Source organism: Burkholderia torrens (assembly GCF_984668525.1).
This window is the reverse complement of record NZ_OZ480212.1, coordinates 947,845-965,487: the sequence shown is the minus strand read 5'-3', so window position 1 is coordinate 965,487 and position 17,643 is coordinate 947,845. Positions and strand designations below refer to the sequence as shown.

The following is a 17,643-nucleotide window of genomic DNA, read 5'->3' as shown; positions in this document are numbered from 1 at the left end:
CCCCCCGCGCCGATGTCCTATGCGTCACTCGTCACCGGCGTCCTGCTCGCCGGCGGCCTTGGTCAACGCTTCGACCCGAGCGGCCTGCACAGCAAGCTGCTCGCGCTGCTTCCCGACGGCACGCCGGTTGCGGTCGCCGCCGCCCGTCATCTCGCGGCGGCCACGTCCGACGTGATCGCCGTCGTGCGCCCCGGCGCCGAGAAACTCGCGATTCTGCTGAACGAAGCCGGCTGTCAGGTCGTGTACGCGCCCGACGCGTTGCGCGGCATGGGCGCGAGCCTTGCGGCCGGCGTCCGCACGACGCCCGACGCGAGTGGCTGGCTGGTCGCGCTCGGCGACATGCCGTGGATCGCCGCTTCCACTTACGAGACGGTCACGCGCGCGCTCGAAGCCGACAACGCATCGATCGTCGCGCCCGCGCATCGCGGCGTGCGCGGCCATCCGGTCGGCTTCGCGGCGCACCATTTCGATGCACTCGCCGCGCTCGACGGCGACACGGGCGCCCGCGCGCTGTTCGCCAGCGCGCCGGTCAAGCTGCTCGACGTCGACGATCCCGGCATCCTGCGCGACGTCGATACGCAGGCGGATTTGCGTTGACCGCGATCGCGAGCGGCCGGCTCCCGGCACGATCCCGCACGAAAACCGCCCATGCGCGGATTTCGCCGACGATCGCCAACCGGGCGCAATAATCCCGCTGCAAACGTGCGCCCGATTGGCTATAACGGAGACGAGGCGCCCCCGCCGCGCCACCGCCGTCACGCACTGCGCGAGTTCTCCATGACCGATCACACGACCCCGACGCCCGAGCCACCGGCCGACCCGAACCGCGATCCGGAAGACGACCCGCTGTCGTCGCCGCCCGGTCATCACGACAATCCGCAGCAACCGGACGGACCGCCGAGCAAGGACCCGGTCTAGCCGCGCGTCGGCCGCCCCGCACCTGCACCGCAACGCCCCGTCGTCCGCGACCGCCGCGTGACGCGGCCTAGCGCGCCGTATACCCGCCGTCGACCGGCAGCGATACGCCGCTGATCATCGACGCCGCATCGCTCAGCAAAAACAGGATCGGCTCGACGACCTCGTCGGGCTCCGCAAAGCGCCCGAGCGGAATCGCGGCCAGCATCGGCGCACGCTTCTCCGGTTCGCTCCACGCGAACTGCGCCATCGGCGTGAGCGTGACGGTCGGGTTCACGCTGTTCACACGAATGCCGTGCGGCCCGAGTTCGATGCACAGCACGCGCGTGATCGCGTCCATCGCCGCCTTCGACGCGCAATAGCTCAGATGCGCGGGCAGGCCGACGAGTGCGGCCTGGCTCGACACGTTGACGATACTGCCCCGTGCGTTCGCCGCGCCGCGTCCGTCGCGCTCGATCATCTTGCGCGCCACGGCCCGCGCGACGAGCGCCGCACCGCGTGCATTGACGGCCATCACGCGATCGAAATGCGCGGCTTCGACATCGAGCGCCGGTTCGAGCGATGCGATCCCCGCGCAGTTGACTAGGCCGTCGAACGCATCGTGCGCGGCGAGCGCCGCGTCGATCGCATGCTCGTCGCCGCCGACGTCGATACGCAACGTCTCGCACGCGGTCTCGCCGGCGAGTGTGTCGAGCGCGGCCATGTCGCGCCCCGCCGCGACGACCTGCGCACCGGCCTTCGCGAGCGCGACCGCGCACGCGCGCCCGATCCCGCTCGATGCCCCCGTGACGAGCACTCGCGCACCGCTGAAATCGAATCGTGTGTTCATCAGAATTTGCTCCGAGAAACCCCGCCATTTCCCCCAAGGGGACTTCCTTCGGGGTGGATGGCGGGAAGGAAAGGCGTGCTGTTGACAGGCTGCTTCTTCCACGGGTTAGGATCACCGACATGATCCTTGTCTACCGCTACCGCGTGAAGTCGCTCAACGGACTGCTTAACAAGCAGAGCCGCGCGGTGAACTACGTCTGGAACTTCTGCAACGACACGCAGAAGCACGCGCTCAAATGGAGCAAGAAGTGGCCGACGGGATTCGATCTGAACGTGCTGACGACGGGGAGCAGCAAGGAACTCGGCATCCACTCCGGCACGATCAACGCGACGTGCGAGCAATACGCGAAGTCGCGCAGTCAGCACCGTCGGCCCTACCTGCGCTATTGCGGCAGGAAATCGCTGGGCTGGGTGCCGCTGAAGGGCCGTGACCTGAAGCGCGAGGGTGATGCGTTCCGTTTTGCCGGTAACACGTTTCGCGTGTTCAACAGCCGGGCGCTTCCCGAAGGCAAAATCAAGGACGGGACCAACTTTGCGCAGGATGCGCGCGGTCATTGGTTTCTCAACGTCGTGATTGAGGTGCCCGATGTTCAGGCCCGCCCGGTCCGTTCCGGCGTTGGCATCGATCTCGGCTTGAAAGACTTCGCCACACTTTCGACGGGCGAGAAGCTGCCCAATGACCAGTTCGGTCGACGAGCGGCGGAAAAGCTGGCTAAAGCGCAACGGGCGCGAAAGCACAAGCGGCATATCGCAAAACTGCACGCCAAGGTGGCAAATGCGCGTGCCGATTTCCAGCATAAGCTCGCGCTCGATCTGGTGCGGCGTTTCGATTACATCGCGGTCGGCAACGTGTCGGCCGTCAAACTTGCCAGAACCAGGATGGCGAAAAGCGTCTACGACGCATCCTGGTCGTCCTTCCGAAACAAGCTCCGCTACAAAGCGATCGCGCACGGGGCCACGTTCGAGGAAGTCGACGAATGCGGTTCGACCCAGTCCTGTTCGTCGTGCGGATCGAAAGACAGCACGACGCGGCCGAAAGGTATCGCGGGACTGCGAGTAAGAGAATGGGCCTGCAGTGGATGTGGTGTCGTGCATGATCGTGATATCAACGCTGCGCTGAACATTCTCCGATGCGGACGTGCATCGCCAGATGTGGGAATCCTCCGCCTTCAGGCGGAAGAGGACGTCAAGATGAGGTGCCCAGCTTGTGCATGATCGGCTTGAGTGCCGGATACAGCGCCGTATAGAGCGAAAAACGCGCGTCGTACGCTTTCGCGCGATCGGCATCGGGACGCGCACGCTCGACGAGCGTGACCCAGCCGCCCTGCGCCTCGTCGTGCGACACGAGCCCTGCCCCGACACCCGCGAGCAGCGCGGCGCCCATCGCGGCTTCGACGTCCTGCTCGATCGTCCACACCGGAAAGCCCGTCACGTCCGCGATGATCTGCATCCACAGCGCCGAATGCGCGGCACCGCCGACGACGATCAACCGGTCGTCCAGCGCGACCGCCCCGCGACGTCCGGCCTCGATGTTGTGCCGCAACGCGAACGCGACACCTTCGAGCACCGCGCGATACAGGTGCGCACGCGTATGCGCGAGACTCAGCCCGACGAACGCGCCGCTTGCCTTCGCGTCCCACACCGGGCTGCGCTCGCCCATCAGGTACGGCAGGAACAGCACGCCGTCGGCGCCGGCCGGCACGCGCTCGGCCGCCTCCTCGAGCAGCACGTGCGGATCGCCGTGCGGCAGCAGGCGCGCCGCATCGATTTCTGCCTGACAGAACTGGTCGCGAAACCACGCGACCGATGCGCCGGCCGTGATCGCGCCGCCGAACACGTACAGGTCGCGCTGCCCGTTGAACACGTGCGGCATGCTGACGAGCCCGTGCCGCGCGTCGACGTGCCGGTTCACGTAGCCCCAGCACATGCTGGTGCCGATCATCGCGACGTGCTGCCCGGTACGCGTCGCGCCGGCCGCGAAGGTCGCCACCGCCGCATCGACGCCGCCCGCGACGACGGGCGTGCCGGCCGGCAGGCCGAGCTGCCCGGTCCATTGCGACAGCAATCCGCCGACGGTCTCCGACGAATCGACGAGCCGCTCGGGCATCATCGTCGCCGGAATGCCGAGCATGTCGAGCGCGTCGTCGGACCACTCGCGGCGCGCGACGTCGTAGACGCCGCCGATGTTGCCGGCCGAACTGTGATCGACCGCGACCTCGCCGGTCAGCAGGTAGATCACGTACGCGTTCGGCGGCAGGAAATAGCGCACGTTCGCCCACACGTCCGGCCGCTGGTCGCGCAGCCACAGCATCTTCGTAAAGCCGTAGTAGCTGTCGACGCCGTTGCCCGTGATCACGCGCAGCCGCTCGACGTTCACATGCTCGTTGACCCAGTCGACTTCCGCGGTCGCGCGCCGGTCCATCCAGATCAGGCACGGATGCAACGGCCGCATGTCGATGTCGACCGGAATGCCCGAGCCGCCGTACAGGCTGCTCACGCACACCGCGCGAATCGCGTCGGCCGGCACGCCCTGCGCGCGCGCGTCGCGCACGCAGCCCGCGATGCATGCGAGCACCGCGTCGAACCATACCTGCGGCCACTGCTCGGCCCACAGCGGGCGCGGCGTATCGGGCTGGTAGCCGGCCGCGTGCCGCGCGACGATCGTGCCATGCCGGTCGACCAGCAGCGCCTTGGTGCTCTGCGTGCCGATGTCGACGCCAATCACGTATTCCATGATGTCTCCGGTGAGGCGCATGCTTGCCACATCAGCGGGCCGGCTTCAGCAGCACCTTGATCGATTCGGGCGATTTCGCGACGCGGATCGCGTCGTCCCAGTCCTCGAGCGCGAAATCGTGCGTGACGATGCCTTTCGACGTGACGAGCCCGCGCGCAAGCAGGTCGATCGCGACCGGATAGCAGTATGGCCCGAGGTGCGCGCCGCGCACGTCGAGCTCCTTGCGGTCGCCGATGATCGACCAGTCGGCGGTCGTATCCTCGCCGAACACGCTGAATTCGACGAAGCGGCCGAGCTTGCGGATCAGGTCGAGCCCCTGGTTCACGCCGACGGGCGCGCCGGTCGTCTCGATGTACACGTCGCAGCCGTAACCGTCGGTCAGCGCGCGGACGATCTCGCGCGCGTCGTCGCGCGTCGGATTGATCGTCACGTCGGCGCCGTACTGCCGCGCGAGTTCGAGCCGTTCGTCGATCAGGTCGATCACGACGAGCTTCTTCGGCGTCTTCAGATGCGCGACCTGCGTCATCATCAGGCCGAGCGGGCCCGCGCCCGCGATCACGACGACGTCGTCGAGCTGCACGTCGCCGCGATTCACGGTATGGATCGCGCACGACAGCGGCTCGATGATCGCCGCATCTTCGAGCGATACGCCGAGCGGGATCCGGTGAACGATCGCGGTCGGCGGAATCCGCATGTAATCGGCCATCCCGCCGTCGGCGACTTCGCGCTGGAAACCGAAGATGTTGTGCACTTCGCACATCCAGTACTGGCCCGACTTGCAATAGCGGCACTTGCCGCACGGCACGATCTGCTCGGCGATCACGCGATCGCCGATTGCCACGCCGAAATGCTCGGCCGCGCCGTCGCCGAGCGCTTCGACGTGACCGAAGAATTCATGGCCGGGAATCACGGGCGCCTTCACCCACGGGCTCGGGCCGCCCCAGAACATCTTCGCGCCCGTATAGCACTTGCAGTCGCTCGCGCAGATCCCGCATGCGGCGATGCGGATCACGAGCTCGTTCGCACCGGGGCGCGGCTTCTCGACCTGCTCGACGCGGTAATCCTCGGGACCGTGGCAGACGACCGCGGTCATGCGCGGCTGGGCTTCGGGTGTCGTCATGAGTTGTCTCTTTCGTTGATGATAGGGATAGCTGATCGACTGGATCGTTACCGCGACCGTTCGCGGCTGATATAGATCGCGAGCAGGATGATTCCGCCCTTGATCACGTTCTGCACATACGGGTTCACGCCGATCATGTTCAGCCCGTTGTTGAGCACGCCGAGCAGCAGCGCACCGACCAGCGTGCCGAGGATCGCGCCGCGCCCGCCGGAAATCGACGTGCCGCCCATCACGACGGCCGCGATCGCGTCGAGCTCGAAGCCGACGCCCGCGTTTGGCTGGCCGCTCATCAGGCGCCCGGTCAGCACGATCGCGGCGAGCGCCGACGTGACGCCGGCCAGCGTGTAGACGATCAGCTTCACGCGCGCGACGCGCACGCCGGTGAGCCGCGTCGCCTGCTCGTTGCCGCCGATCGCATACACGTAGCGGCCGAACGGCATGCGCTCGAGCAGCAGCCACGCGATCGCGTACACCACCAGCACGATCAGCACGGGCGCCTGGATGCCGAGTACCTTGCCGCTGCCGAAGAACGCGACCCAGTCGGGCAGGCCGTCGATCGGGTAGCCGCCCGTGTAGATCAGCGCGAGCCCGCGCGCAATGCCCATCGTTGCCAGCGTGACGATGATCGGCGGCATCCCCGCGAACGCGACGAACACGCCGTTCAGGAAGCCGAAGCCGAGGCCCACCGCGATGCCGATCGCGAGCGCGGCGACCGCGTTGACGCCCGCGACCATCAGCCCGGCCGCGAGCGTGCCCGACAGCGCCATCACCGAACCGACCGACAGGTCGATCCCGCCGGTCAGGATCACGCAGGTCATGCCGACCGCGATGATCGCGTTGATGGACACCTGGCGCAGCACGTTCTCGAGGTTCGCAGCGGACAGGAAGCTCGGGCTCGCGATCATCATCGCGATGCACACGACGATCAGGCCGACGAGCGGATAGAACAGCGTCGAGCGCCGCAGTTGCGCCCACATCGCGCGCGGCGGCGGCGCATCGCCGTTTCCGGCCGTGGCCGAGAGCGTCGTCGAAGACGTGGAGGAAGAATCAGGCAGGTTCATGGGTCGCTCCTCGCGTGCCGGCCGTGGCATAGGTCATGACCGTGTCGGGATCGATCTCGTCGCCGGCGAGCGTCGCCTCGATGCGTCCTTGCCGGAATACGGCGACGCGATCGCACATGCCGACGATTTCCGGCAGCTCAGACGAGATCATGATGATGGCGTAGCCGCGCGCGGTGAGTTCGCGCATCAGCCCGTAGATTTCGGCTTTCGCACCGACATCGATGCCGCGCGTCGGCTCGTCGAAGATCAGCACCGACGTGTGATGGTTCAGCCAGCGCGCGATCACGACCTTCTGCTGGTTGCCGCCGGACAGCGTCGCAACCTCGGTGTGAATCGACGGCGCCTTCACGCCGACGCGCCGCATCACGTCGTGCGTCGTGCGCGCCTCGCTGCCGCGGTCGATCAGCCAGCGCATCGACCGGTACTTGCCGAGGTTGTTCAGCGAGATGTTGTCGCGGATCGAGAACGACGTGACGAGCCCTTCCGTCTTGCGGCTTTCCGGCAGGATGCCGATGCCCGCGCGCAGCGCATCGGCCGGATCGGCGAGCTTCGCCGCCGCACCGCGCACGCGCACGTCCTTGCGGTGTGCGCGCGTCGCGCCGATCACCGCGAGCGCGGTTTCGGTGCGGCCCGAGCCGACGAGCCCGGCAAAGCCCAGAATCTCGCCGGCCCGCAGCGTGAAGCGGTTCACCGGGCCGTCGCGCCCGATCTGCAGCGCATCGACTTCGAGCACGGCCGGTGCGTCGGCCCGCAGCGCAGGCTTCGGCGGAAAGCTGCTTTCGATCCGGCGGCCAATCATCATCCGCACCAGTTGCTCGACGTCGGTGCGCGCGACGTCGGTCGTCGCGACGTACTGGCCGTCGCGCAGCACCGTGATGCGGTCGCACACCGCGAAGATCTCGTCGAGGTGATGCGAGATGAAGATCATCGCGACGCCCTGCCGCTTCAGCTCGCGCATGATCGCGAACAGGTGCTCGGCCTCGGCCGGAGTGAGCGTGGCGGTCGGCTCGTCGAGAATCAGGATGCGCGCGTCGAGCGACAGCGCCTTGCCGATCTCGACGAACTGCTGCTGCGCGACCGACAGCGTGCGGATCGGCGCATCGAGATCGATCGCCACGCCGAGCCGCGCGAAGATGCTCGCCGCCGCCGCGCGCATCCGCTTGCGGTCCCGCGCACCCCAGCGATTGCGCAGCTCGCGGCCGAGGAACAGGTTGTCGACGGCATCGAGGTGCGGAATCAGGCTGAATTCCTGGAACACGATGCCGACGCCGGCCGCGACCGCGTCGTGATAGTCTGCGAAACGGCGTGCCGTGCCGTCGATCTCGATCGCGCCGGCATCCGGCTGATAGATGCCGCACAGGATCTTCATCAGCGTCGACTTGCCCGCGCCGTTCTCGCCGAGCAGCGCGTGGATCTCGCCGCGGGCAATCTCAAGATGAATGTCGGACAGCGCCTTCACGCCGGGAAAGCTTTTCGTGATGTGGCTGAGCCTGAGTATCGTGTCCATCGGCTTCTCCGTACGAAGGGCGCCGGCCGCACCGCCGCCCTTCACGTCGCGTCGCACGTCGTTCACCAGCTGAAGCCCTTCGCGTTGCCGCGATCGACGACCTTCACGTCGACGGGAATCGCCTTCGGCACCGTCGCGCCCCACTTGCGCGCGATCGCGATGCCGAGCGCGATGCGCACCTGGTCGGCCGGGAACTGCGCGGTCGTCTCGATGAACTTCGAGTTCGGTTTCTGGATCGCCGCGATCGCCTCGGGCGCGCCGTCGACACTCGTCAGCTTGATGTCCTTGCCGGAGCCTTCGATCGCGGCGAGCGCGCCCATCGAGCCGCCGTCGTTCACGCTGAAGAGGCCCTTCAGGTTCGGATGCGCGGAGATCATGTTTTCGGTGACCGACAGCGCAGTCGCGCGCTCCTGCTTGCCGTTCTGCGTGTCGACGAGCTTCACGTTCGGGAATTTCGCGAGCCCGGCCTTGCAGCCGCGTACGCGCTCGAGGATCGGCACGACCGGAATCCCGTCGAGGATCGCGACTTCGCCGCTGCCGCCGATCGCCTTCGCGAGGTATTCGCACGACATCACGCCCGCGTCGTAATTCTTCGAGCCGACGAACGAATCGACCGGGCCGTTCGCGTTCGCATCGACGGCCACGACCACCGCGCCGGCCTTCTTCGCCTGCGTGATCGCCGACTGGATGCCGGTCGAATCGGTCGGGTTCACGAGCAGGATGTCGATCTTCTTCTGCAGCATGTCCTCGACGTCGCTCACCTGCTTGCTGACGTCGTGATGCGCATCGGTGACGACGACCTGGGCGCCGATCGACGCGGCCGCATCGTTCAGCGCCTTCTGCATCGTCACGAAATACGGGTTGTTCAGCTCCTGGAACGTCATGCCGATGCGCAACGGCGCGGCCTGCGCGGCGGCGGGCAGCAAGGCCGCGACGGCGAGCGCGGCAACGGCCGCCAGGCGGGCGGCGCGACGGGGGGATGAAACGGGCGATGCGTGCGTCATGACGGTGTCTCCGGAATTGTGTGCAGCTTTTTCGTGGGTGAATGCGCCCCTCGCGACGCAAGCGGCGCGATCGGCTGGGTAAGACGGCGGGAAAAGCTCGGGCGGGCAACGGCCCGGCGATCATCCGGGCTGCGGCGCGAGCTCGGGTGCGCCGGGCGTGAGCACGCGCGGCGGCATCGGGTTGCCGGTAGGCGCCGCATGCAGCGCCAGGTCGCGGCTGCGCGCGTTCAGGCGCTGCAGTGCACGGAATTCGGACGGCGCCATCCCCTTCACCGCGCGAAACTGGCGGTTGAAGTTCGACACGTTGTTGAAGCCGGCCTGGAAGCAGATGTCGGTGATGCTCGCGTCGTCGGCGAGCAGCATCTGGCACGCGGATTCGATCCGCAGACGATTCACGTACTGGACGAACGGCATGCCCGTGTGGCGATGGAATGCGCGCGAGAACGCGCTGACGCTCTGCCCGGTCAGCTGCGCGAGATCGGATTCGCGCAGCTCGGACGCGAGGTTCTTGCCGATATACGACAGCGCGTGGCTGAGCCGCGTGGGCGTGACATCGGCCTGGTCGTATGCGGGGCTCGCGAGCAGCGTGCGCTCGGCCGCGCCGCACAGGCGCTCGAGGATCGTCATGAACAGCGCGATCCGGCGCATGCCGCGCGCGGTCAGCAGTTCGTCGAACAGCGGCGCGATCGCGGCGCTCGTCGCGGCGTCGAAGCCGACCCCGCGCCGCGCATCGTCGAGCAGCGCCTGCGCGTCGCGACATTCGGGAAACGCGTCCATGCAGCGGCGCACGAACGCCGGGTCGAACTGGATCACGAGGTTGCGGCGCTCGACGGTCTCGCCTTCGGCCATGTCGCTGACCCAGTTGTGCGGCAGGTTCGGGCCGAGCAGCACGAGATGGCCGGGGCCGAACGAGCCGATGTGGTCACCGACGAAATACTTGCCGCGCGTCGCGACGATCAGGTGCAGCTCGAATTCGGGATGGAAATGCCAGCGGATCGTGCGATACGGATAACCGTGCGACCAGACCTTGAATGACTCGTCGCGTCGCACGTCGACCACTTCGAGATCGGGGTGCATCATGTTGGCGTCTCCATTCCCATGGTTCGCTGGCCGGCCTGTTCGGCTGGGCGCACATCGCCGCGCGTCTCGCGCGGCGATGCGACCGGTCGCATGGGAAGCAATGTAGGTCGATCGAGCGCGCGGCTCCACCAACTTTACGCCTGATTTTCGATACTTTTTTGCCACCCCCGGGCTGAAATGGCGCCGGATGGCAAATTTGTTGCAGCGCGGAACGGCGCGGCCGGCCGCACCGGCTGCCCCGTCGGCTTACGCCGCCGCGTGTTCGCGCGCGGTGCGCACCTCGTACGCCTTCAGGTGGTTGTACGCGATCCGCAGCAGCGACAGCGTATCGGCAGCCTGCGGGTCGCGTCGCGCGAGCAGGTCGCCGATCACGTGATCGGCTTCGACGCGCGCATGGTTCTCGACGTCGCGCAGCATCGACGCCGTCAGCGGCGACGGCGTCAGCACCATCCGCTGCATCCGTTCGACGGCGACCGGATCGGGCCGGTGGCCGTTGTGTTCGGCGATCGCGCTGCATTCGGCGAGCATCGTCTCGAGCAGGCGGCGGCCGTCCGGTGCGGCCAGAATGTCGCCGACCGAGCCGCGAAACAGCGACGTGCTCGCGGCGAGCGTGGCGAGGAACACCCACTTCTCCCACATCCGTGCGGCGATGTCGTCGCTGAGGGTCGCGTCGAAGCCCGAGCCGCCGAGCACGTCGGCGACTGCCCGCACGCGCGGCGATTCGCCGCCGGCGAGTTCACCGAAGGTGACCCCGTGCGTGTCGTTGAGGTGCACGATGCGCTGTTCGCGATCGAGCGTGGCCGCGATCACGCACAGCCCGCCGAGCACCTGCGCGGCGCCGAAGCGCTCGCGCAGCACGTCGAGGTGACGCATTCCGTTGAGCATCGGCAGGATCAGCGTCTGCGGGCCGACGAACGGTGCGAACGAGGCAATCGCGTCGTCGAGGCTGTATGCCTTGCAGCTCAGCAGCACGAGATCGAACGGCGCGGCGCCGGCATCCGCATCGGCCGCGCGCACGGTCTGCACGTTCGCGAGCGTCAGGTCGCCGCACGGGCTGCGGATCAGCAGCCCGTCGCGTGCCAGCGCAGCGGCGCCTCCGTCGCGCACCAGGAACGTCACGTCGCGCCCCGCCGCGGCCAGCCGGCCGCCGAAGTATCCGCCGACCGCGCCGGCCCCTACCACCAGAATTCGCATCGTTGCCTCCTTTCGGTTTCGTTCAGTGCCGGCGCCGACGCGGGGGCGCGGCGCGACGCCATTGCCCGACAGTATAGCGATGCCCGTTATGCATATGCATAGATATCCCTGCCGGCGTCGAAGGCATGGGCGACGGCATCGGTTCCTAGGGATAACCCGTCTACGGCGATACGCATCAAACGCCGTCAAGACACTTATCCCGTCACGCCGCCCCGGCGAGCATCCTCGACTGACCGACCACACACCATGCGCAACCTTTCCCTGAATCAGAAACTCGCTTCGATGATCGTCATCCTGTGGCTCGGCCTGCTCGTGATCGCCGGGCTCGGCGCATGGCAGACGCGCGCCTCGATGATCGCGGACCGCCGCGACCAGCTCGCGTCGCTGGTCGCGCAGGCCGCGAGCGTGACCGACCATTACTACAAGCTGTCGCAGCAGAACGTGCTGCCTGAGGCCGATGCGAAGCAGAAGGCGATCGAGGCGATCGCCGCGATGCGCCACGGTGCCGACGGCTACATCTCCATCAACGATTCGAAGCCGGTGATCGTAATGCACCCGATCAAGGCCGAGCTCAACGGCAAGGACGTGTCGAATTTCACCGACCCGAACGGCAAGCACCTGTTCGTCGAGATCGTGAAGGCCGGCAACCTGGAAGGCGGCAAGGGCTTCGTCGAATATCTGTGGCCGAAGCCGGGCGCCGACAAGCCGCAGGAGAAGACCAGCGCCGTGCAGCGCTTCGCGCCGTGGGACTGGTATCTCGTCACGGGCATGTACATGAACGACGTGCGCTCGGCCGTGCTCGCGAGCATCGGCCGCTGGCTCGCGATGACGGCCGTGCTCGGTGCGCTCGCGACCGCCGTGATGGTGCTCGTGCTGAAAAGCGTGCGTGCGAATCTCGGCGGCGAGCTCGAGGCCGCACTCGACGCCGCGCAACGCATCGCGCGGGGCGACCTGACCGCGCGCGTGACCGTGAAGCAGGACGATCGCGGCAGCCTGCTGCATGCGCTGCACACGATGCAGGGCGGGCTGATCGACATGGTGTCGCGCGTGCGGATGGGCACCGAGAACATCAACGTCGGCGCGAGCGAGATCGCGTCCGGCAACACGGACCTGTCGCAGCGCACCGAGGAACAGGCGGCGGCGCTCGTGCAGACCGCGTCGAGCATGGACCAGATGACCGCGAACGTGAAGCAGAACGCGGACAGCGCCGCGCAGGCCGCGTCGCTCGCGGGCCAGGCCGCGCAGGTCGCGACGCGCGGCAGCGCGGTGGTCGACGACGTCGTGCGCACGATGAACGAGATCACCGACCGCTCGCACAAGATCGGCGACATCATCGGCGTGATCGACGGGATCGCGTTCCAGACCAACATCCTCGCGCTGAACGCGGCCGTCGAAGCCGCGCGCGCAGGCGAACAGGGCCGCGGCTTCGCGGTGGTCGCGGCCGAAGTGCGCTCGCTCGCGCAGCGCTCGGCGACGGCGGCGAAGGAAATCAAGTCGCTGATCGTGTCGTCGAACGAGACGGTCGAACACGGCGCTGCGCTCGTTTCGAATGCGGGCGAGACGATGGCCGAGCTCGTGCAGTCGGTGCGACGCGTGAACGAGATCCTCGACGAAATCAGCCATGCGTCGCGCGAGCAGAGCGCCGGGATCGAGCAGGTCAATCGCGCGGTGGGCGAGATGGACCAGGTCACGCAGCAGAACGCGGCGCTCGTCGAAGAGGCCGCGGCGGCCGCGCATTCGCTGCGCGATCAGGCCGAAGCGCTGCGCGACGCCGTCACGCGGTTCGCGTTGCCGGCTTGAAGGCGCCCGGCCGGCGCGGGCGGGCTCACCCCGCGCCGCCGGCCCGCGGCGCGCCCGCCCCGCCGCCGAGCCCCAGCCCGGCCGCCCGCTGGATCAGCTCGACGTCGTTGTTCGCACCGAGCTTCTTCATCGCGCTGATCTTCTGCGCGCTGACCGTCTGCTTGCCCTTGCTGAGGCGCTGCGCGATCGTCTTGATCGGCACGCCCGCCAGATACAGGCGAATCACCTCGATCTCCCTTACCGACAGCTTCACGGGCGCCTCGCCGCGCGCGCCGAGCGTGTCGACCGCGCGCCTGACGACCGGCGACTGGTACGCGCCGCCACTGTAGCTCGAATGGATCGCCGTGACGATGTGGCCGACCTCGTCGAACTTGCTGACGACGCTCACGCCGCCGATCGCGAGAATGGACCGGAAAATCAGCGGGTTCTCGTTCGCGACCAGCGCGACGATCCCGACGTTCGGCCGCGTGCGGCGCAGCCAGCCGAACAGCGCGAGGCCGTCCATCTGCGCGTCGCCGCGGATCGCATAGTCGACCAGCACGACGTCGCAATCGACCGCGCCGAGCGACGCGACCAGTTCGGCCGTGCTCCGGTAGACCGCGACGAGCTCGATGGCACAGGCGCTGCCGGCGACCTGCTCGATGCCGGCCAGCGTCAACGGCCAGTCGTACGCGACGACGACGCGAACATTGAATTTCCTCATGCGCAGTTCCTGGTGGTTCGCCGGCCGCGCGGCGCGAAAAGCGGGCGGCCGGTTGAGCGTTGAAAGGGCATTCAGGCTATTTTTAGCCTGAAACCCGATTCTAGGCAGCCAGGCGCGGGCGGGATATCGGACAACACATGGATCGGGCGCCGGGGACGTAATACGAGTTTGATATTTGCACGGGTTCGAGCGCCCGGCAGCCGGCGGCCGACCGGCGCGGCATCGGCCCAATGGCAGGCGTCGTGCGCGATGCGGCCGGCCAGCAGGTAAAATTGCGCCTTTGCATGCCACCCCGGGCCCCCGGCGGCGAGCGATGCGCCGATGCCGGCCGCGCGCCCCCGCCTTTTTGCCGGCTGCCCGCACTCGCGCTTTCCTCATGACCGAATCCGACCTGCAATCCGACGACACCACCATCCACGAAGACGGCCTCTGGCGCGACAACGGCTGGACGGCCCGCATCATCAAGAACGAAGACGACGACGGCTGGGCCGTCGAGATGATCAAGGACGGCGAGTCCGAGCCCGCGCTCGTCGGGCCGTGGACGATGGGTCGCGACAAGAAGAACCCGAAACCGATGGACGCGAACGCGTTCCGCACGCTCGTGAAGACCGCGACCGAAGTACTGATGCGGCACGAGCAGCAGCGGCGCGCGATGCTGCACAAGGAAGTGACTGTCCAGGGCGACGACGAACAGGATGTATCGGTGACGCTCGACATCGTGCCGGACGAGTTCGAGCCGTATGCGCAGTTGAAGGCATTCGATCCGTACGGCGAGTTGCTGGCCGAAGCGAAGGTGTCGGCCGGGTTCAAGCTCAACAAGGCCAGCGCCGAACGCTGGGTCGCATCGGGCTTCGAGCGGCCGGCCTGAGCGGGCGCGGTGCGCGCAAGCGCACGATCAGGTGCCGGCGCCCTGCTCCGCACGCTCGAGCCGGCGCGCCGCCAGCTTGCGCCGCACGAACTCCTCGAACTGCTGCGTCGCGACCTCCGGATCGCGCGCGGCCAGCCCGAGCGCGTTGCGCACGAGCTGGATCGGCGTCAGCACGATGCCCCACGGCAGCCCCCACCAGCCGAGCGTGGCCGATGCGAGCAGCGCGACCGCCTGCTTCCGGCGCCCGCAACGGCGGCAACACACGTGGCGCCGGGTCGCCCAGCGCGTGACGAACAGCAGCGACACGACGCGATGCGACGCATGCACGTCGACCGGCTGCCCTTCGCGCAGGCAGATCGGGCACGGCCCGTAGCGCCAGTCGTCGACATACTGCCGAACCTTCGCGTCGGGCACCCGTTCGGCCTCGACGATGATCGGATGCGCGCGTGCGCACACCCGGCTGCAATAGCGGCGCCCGTCGATCGACCGGCCGCCGACCAGGAACGTCCTGCCGCAGTGACTGCACTCTGTCACGATAAACCCCGGATAAGCGTGATGCGCCGCGTGCCGGCCGCGCGCGCATCGATGCGCCGGCGGTCCGCACGGGTCATTTCATGTTTTAACGGCCGCTGCCGCGCAGTCTTGAGCGGCGCGCGCCGACGCGCATCAGCCGTGCAGCCCGAGCGCGGTCATCAGGCGGTACAGCGTCGCGCGCGAAATACCCAGTTCCGCGGCGACATCCGCATGCTGGTGGCGGTTGCGCATCAGCGTTTCCTCGATCGCGCGCCGCTCGGCCTGCCGGCGCGTTTCCGCCAGCGTCGGCGGCTGCCGCGACGTGTACGCGCGCAGTTCGAGATCGGCCGCCGAGATCAGCGGACCGTTCGTCATCACGACCGCGAACCGGATCCGGTTGATCAGCTCGCGCACGTTGCCGGGCCACGGATAGTTGTGGATCGCCTCGACCGCGCAGGGCATGAAGCCGCGAATCCGGTGCGAACTGTCGCCGCGATAACGCCGCAGCACGTAATCGGCGAGCAGCATGATGTCGCGCCCGCGCGCGCGCAGCGGCGGCTCGTCGATGCGCAGCACGCACAACCGGTAGTACAGGTCGGCGCGGAACCGCCCCGCCTGCATCGCGGCCTCGAGATCGACGTGGGTCGCCGACACGATCCGCACATCGACCGGTAGCGACGCATGCCCGCCGAGCCGCTCGATCTTGCCCTCCTGCAGGAACCGCAGCAGGCTCGCCTGGCTCTCGAACGGCATGTCGCCGATCTCGTCGAGAAACAGTGTGCCGCCGTGCGCGGCCTCGATGCGGCCGATCTTGCGCTGGTGCGCGCCCGTGAATGCGCCACGCTCGTGGCCGAACAGTTCGGCCTGCAGCAGCGTCGACGGAATGGCCGCGCAGTTCACGGCGACGAACGGTGCAACGGCCCGCATCGACTGCTGATGGATCGCCGCGGCGGTCAGCTCCTTGCCGGTACCGGATTCGCCGGCGATGAACACGGTGGCATCCGTGTTCGCGACCTTGCGGATCGTCGCGAACAGCCGGCGCATCGCGTCGCACGAACCGATCATCGTGCCGCCGGGCGGCGCAGCCTCCGCGGCGGGGTCGCCGTCCGCGAGCTTCAGCATCCCGTACGCATGGCCGACGAGATAGCCGATCGTCGTGTAGGCCGTCACGTTACGCACGTAGTCGAAACAGCAATGACGGATCAGGCGCGCGATCGGGATGTCGCGCAGCCGCTCCCTGTCGGTGAGCGCGACCCAACCGACGCGCGGGTCGCGCAGCAGCGCTTCGAACGACACGATGTCGAGCGATGCGAAGCTGCCGAAATCGACGATACCCGCATGCGGGCGGTTCGCCTTGACGAGATTCAGTGCGTCCGCAACGGTTTTCGCGCGCCACACGTCCCAGCCGCGCGACGCCAGGCAATCGACGAGCGCGGCATCGTGCCGCTGAGACAGATAGACGAGCGGCCGCGACGGCACCACCTGATCGCGCCGGACGGCGACGAACGGCATCGCGCCGGCTTCCCGCTCGACATCCTGCGGGCCTGACACGCTGAGCTGGCAGCAATAGTTCACGATGGCCTCGCCGCATAGGGTTGTATATCGGGACGGCCGTTGCCGGATCGCGTATGGCGGGGCCTCGTGGTCCCGCGGCGCGGCGCCGCCCCGTCCTCGAATCGATGTTTCGTTATCGGCAGAACACGACGCGCTGCGTGTAGATCTGCGGCTCGACGACCGGCTTCGCCGCCCCGTTGAGATCGTCGCGATACGCACGGTAGGTCTTGCCGTTCACCGTCACGTCTTCCGCGCGAGCCGTCTCGATCTTGTTGAGCCCGTTGAGCTGCCACTCGCTCACGCGGTCCGCTGCCACCAGGCTCGACTCGCCGGCGATCTTCTGCGTGATCGCACTGCCGTCGCTCCACGGCAAAGTCCGCATGTCTTCCGTGTGCTGCATCGCGCCGACCGTCTTGCCCGTCGGCGCCGGCCCGTTCTGCGCCCGGAACGGCGCGCCGCGACCGTACACCGGCGATTGCCACGACGGCGCGTGCCCCTCCTCGGGCATCATGTAAATCATCTGCGGGTCGCCGATCATCATCATCGGTGCGCACGCCGTGTTGTCGGGACGGTTGAGCGTCGAGAGCGCCTGCTGAACGCTTGCGGCGTTCGCGAGGGTCTGCTCGTTCAGGATGATGAAGACCGCGGGATTCTGGAAAACCGACTGCGCAGCGGCTTGCACGCCGACCAGCAGCAAAGCGACCAAAAAGATCCTCATGATTGAGGCCTCCTTGCATCCTCGTCAGGCAAAAAGTGGGGCTG

At 67.7% G+C, this 17,643-nt stretch carries 17 protein-coding genes; 5 read left to right on the top strand and 12 right to left on the bottom strand.

The window, feature by feature from the left end; genetic code table 11:
• The first annotated feature begins 12 nt into the window (after positions 1-12).
• Positions 13-597 carry a nucleotidyltransferase family protein gene (locus tag AC5LXX_RS20615; protein ID WP_493412904.1) on the top strand — a complete coding sequence of 195 codons (585 nt, stop codon included), beginning with the start codon at positions 13-15 and terminating at the stop codon, positions 595-597.
• Between the two features lie 180 nt (positions 598-777).
• A complete protein-coding gene (locus AC5LXX_RS20610) occupies positions 778-918 on the top strand; it encodes a hypothetical protein (protein ID WP_021158153.1) in 141 nt (46 codons plus the stop codon).
• Positions 919-985: 67 nt separating this feature from the next.
• On the opposite strand, the gene AC5LXX_RS20605 is transcribed toward AC5LXX_RS20610, so the two are convergent.
• Positions 986-1,744 (bottom strand): SDR family oxidoreductase, encoded by a 759-nt coding sequence (locus AC5LXX_RS20605; RefSeq protein WP_493412903.1) that lies wholly within the window; start codon positions 1,742-1,744, stop codon positions 986-988.
• A gap of 119 nt (positions 1,745-1,863) precedes the next feature.
• On the opposite strand from AC5LXX_RS20605, the gene AC5LXX_RS20600 reads away from it, so the two are divergent.
• A complete protein-coding gene (locus AC5LXX_RS20600) occupies positions 1,864-2,958 on the top strand; it encodes an RNA-guided endonuclease InsQ/TnpB family protein (RefSeq protein WP_493412902.1) in 1,095 nt (364 codons plus the stop codon).
• Here the strand turns inward: AC5LXX_RS20600 and AC5LXX_RS20595 are convergent.
• The 7 genes from AC5LXX_RS20595 to panE all read right to left on the bottom strand — a co-directional run bounded on the left by AC5LXX_RS20595 (position 2,930) and on the right by panE (position 11,443).
• Positions 2,930-4,477 carry an FGGY-family carbohydrate kinase gene (locus tag AC5LXX_RS20595; protein WP_493412901.1) on the bottom strand — a complete coding sequence of 516 codons (1,548 nt, stop codon included), beginning with the start codon at positions 4,475-4,477 and terminating at the stop codon, positions 2,930-2,932. The genes AC5LXX_RS20600 and AC5LXX_RS20595 overlap by 29 nt on opposite strands.
• Positions 4,478-4,508: 31 nt before the next feature.
• Complete coding sequence (locus tag AC5LXX_RS20590; protein ID WP_493412900.1) at positions 4,509-5,597, bottom strand: alcohol dehydrogenase catalytic domain-containing protein; 1,089 nt, start codon at positions 5,595-5,597, stop codon at positions 4,509-4,511.
• Positions 5,598-5,644: 47 nt separating this feature from the next.
• Positions 5,645-6,658: an ABC transporter permease gene (locus AC5LXX_RS20585; RefSeq protein WP_493412899.1), complete on the bottom strand. Its 1,014-nt coding sequence runs from the start codon at positions 6,656-6,658 to the stop codon at positions 5,645-5,647.
• Positions 6,645-8,165, bottom strand: a complete 1,521-nt coding sequence (locus AC5LXX_RS20580; RefSeq protein WP_493412898.1) for a sugar ABC transporter ATP-binding protein — start codon at positions 8,163-8,165, stop codon at positions 6,645-6,647. The genes AC5LXX_RS20585 and AC5LXX_RS20580 overlap by 14 nt, the downstream gene beginning before the upstream one ends.
• A 62-nt stretch (positions 8,166-8,227) precedes the next feature.
• Complete coding sequence (locus AC5LXX_RS20575; RefSeq protein ID WP_124449707.1) at positions 8,228-9,169, bottom strand: substrate-binding domain-containing protein; 942 nt, start codon at positions 9,167-9,169, stop codon at positions 8,228-8,230.
• A gap of 120 nt (positions 9,170-9,289) precedes the next feature.
• Positions 9,290-10,249, bottom strand: a complete 960-nt coding sequence (locus AC5LXX_RS20570) for an AraC family transcriptional regulator (protein ID WP_493412897.1) — start codon at positions 10,247-10,249, stop codon at positions 9,290-9,292.
• A gap of 246 nt (positions 10,250-10,495) precedes the next feature.
• Positions 10,496-11,443, bottom strand: coding sequence for a 2-dehydropantoate 2-reductase (gene panE / locus AC5LXX_RS20565; RefSeq protein WP_493412896.1), 948 nt, complete (start codon positions 11,441-11,443; stop codon positions 10,496-10,498).
• 246 nt (positions 11,444-11,689) lie between these two features.
• Between panE and AC5LXX_RS20560 the strand changes: the two genes are divergently transcribed.
• On the top strand, positions 11,690-13,243 hold the full coding sequence (locus AC5LXX_RS20560) for a methyl-accepting chemotaxis protein (protein WP_493412895.1): 1,554 nt from the start codon (positions 11,690-11,692) through the stop codon (positions 13,241-13,243).
• A 25-nt stretch (positions 13,244-13,268) separates the two neighbouring features.
• Here the strand turns inward: AC5LXX_RS20560 and AC5LXX_RS20555 are convergent, their stop codons facing one another.
• Positions 13,269-13,946, bottom strand: coding sequence for a LuxR C-terminal-related transcriptional regulator (locus tag AC5LXX_RS20555; protein ID WP_493412894.1), 678 nt, complete (start codon positions 13,944-13,946; stop codon positions 13,269-13,271).
• 376 nt (positions 13,947-14,322) lie between these two features.
• Between AC5LXX_RS20555 and AC5LXX_RS20550 the strand changes: the two genes are divergently transcribed.
• The gene (locus AC5LXX_RS20550; RefSeq protein ID WP_493412893.1) at positions 14,323-14,814 is read left to right on the top strand and encodes a hypothetical protein; all 492 of its coding nucleotides are present in this window, start codon (positions 14,323-14,325) and stop codon (positions 14,812-14,814) included.
• A gap of 27 nt (positions 14,815-14,841) precedes the next feature.
• On the opposite strand, the gene AC5LXX_RS20545 is transcribed toward AC5LXX_RS20550, so the two are convergent.
• From AC5LXX_RS20545 to AC5LXX_RS20535, 3 genes are all read right to left on the bottom strand, one after another.
• Entirely contained in the window at positions 14,842-15,348 is a 507-nt protein-coding gene (locus AC5LXX_RS20545) for a hypothetical protein (RefSeq protein ID WP_493412892.1), read from the bottom strand.
• Between the two features lie 132 nt (positions 15,349-15,480).
• Entirely contained in the window at positions 15,481-16,839 is a 1,359-nt protein-coding gene (locus tag AC5LXX_RS20540) for a sigma-54 dependent transcriptional regulator (protein WP_493413391.1), read from the bottom strand.
• Positions 16,840-17,014: 175 nt separating this feature from the next.
• On the bottom strand, positions 17,015-17,599 hold the full coding sequence (locus AC5LXX_RS20535) for a hypothetical protein (protein ID WP_493412891.1): 585 nt from the start codon (positions 17,597-17,599) through the stop codon (positions 17,015-17,017).
• Positions 17,600-17,643: the final 44 nt, after the last annotated feature.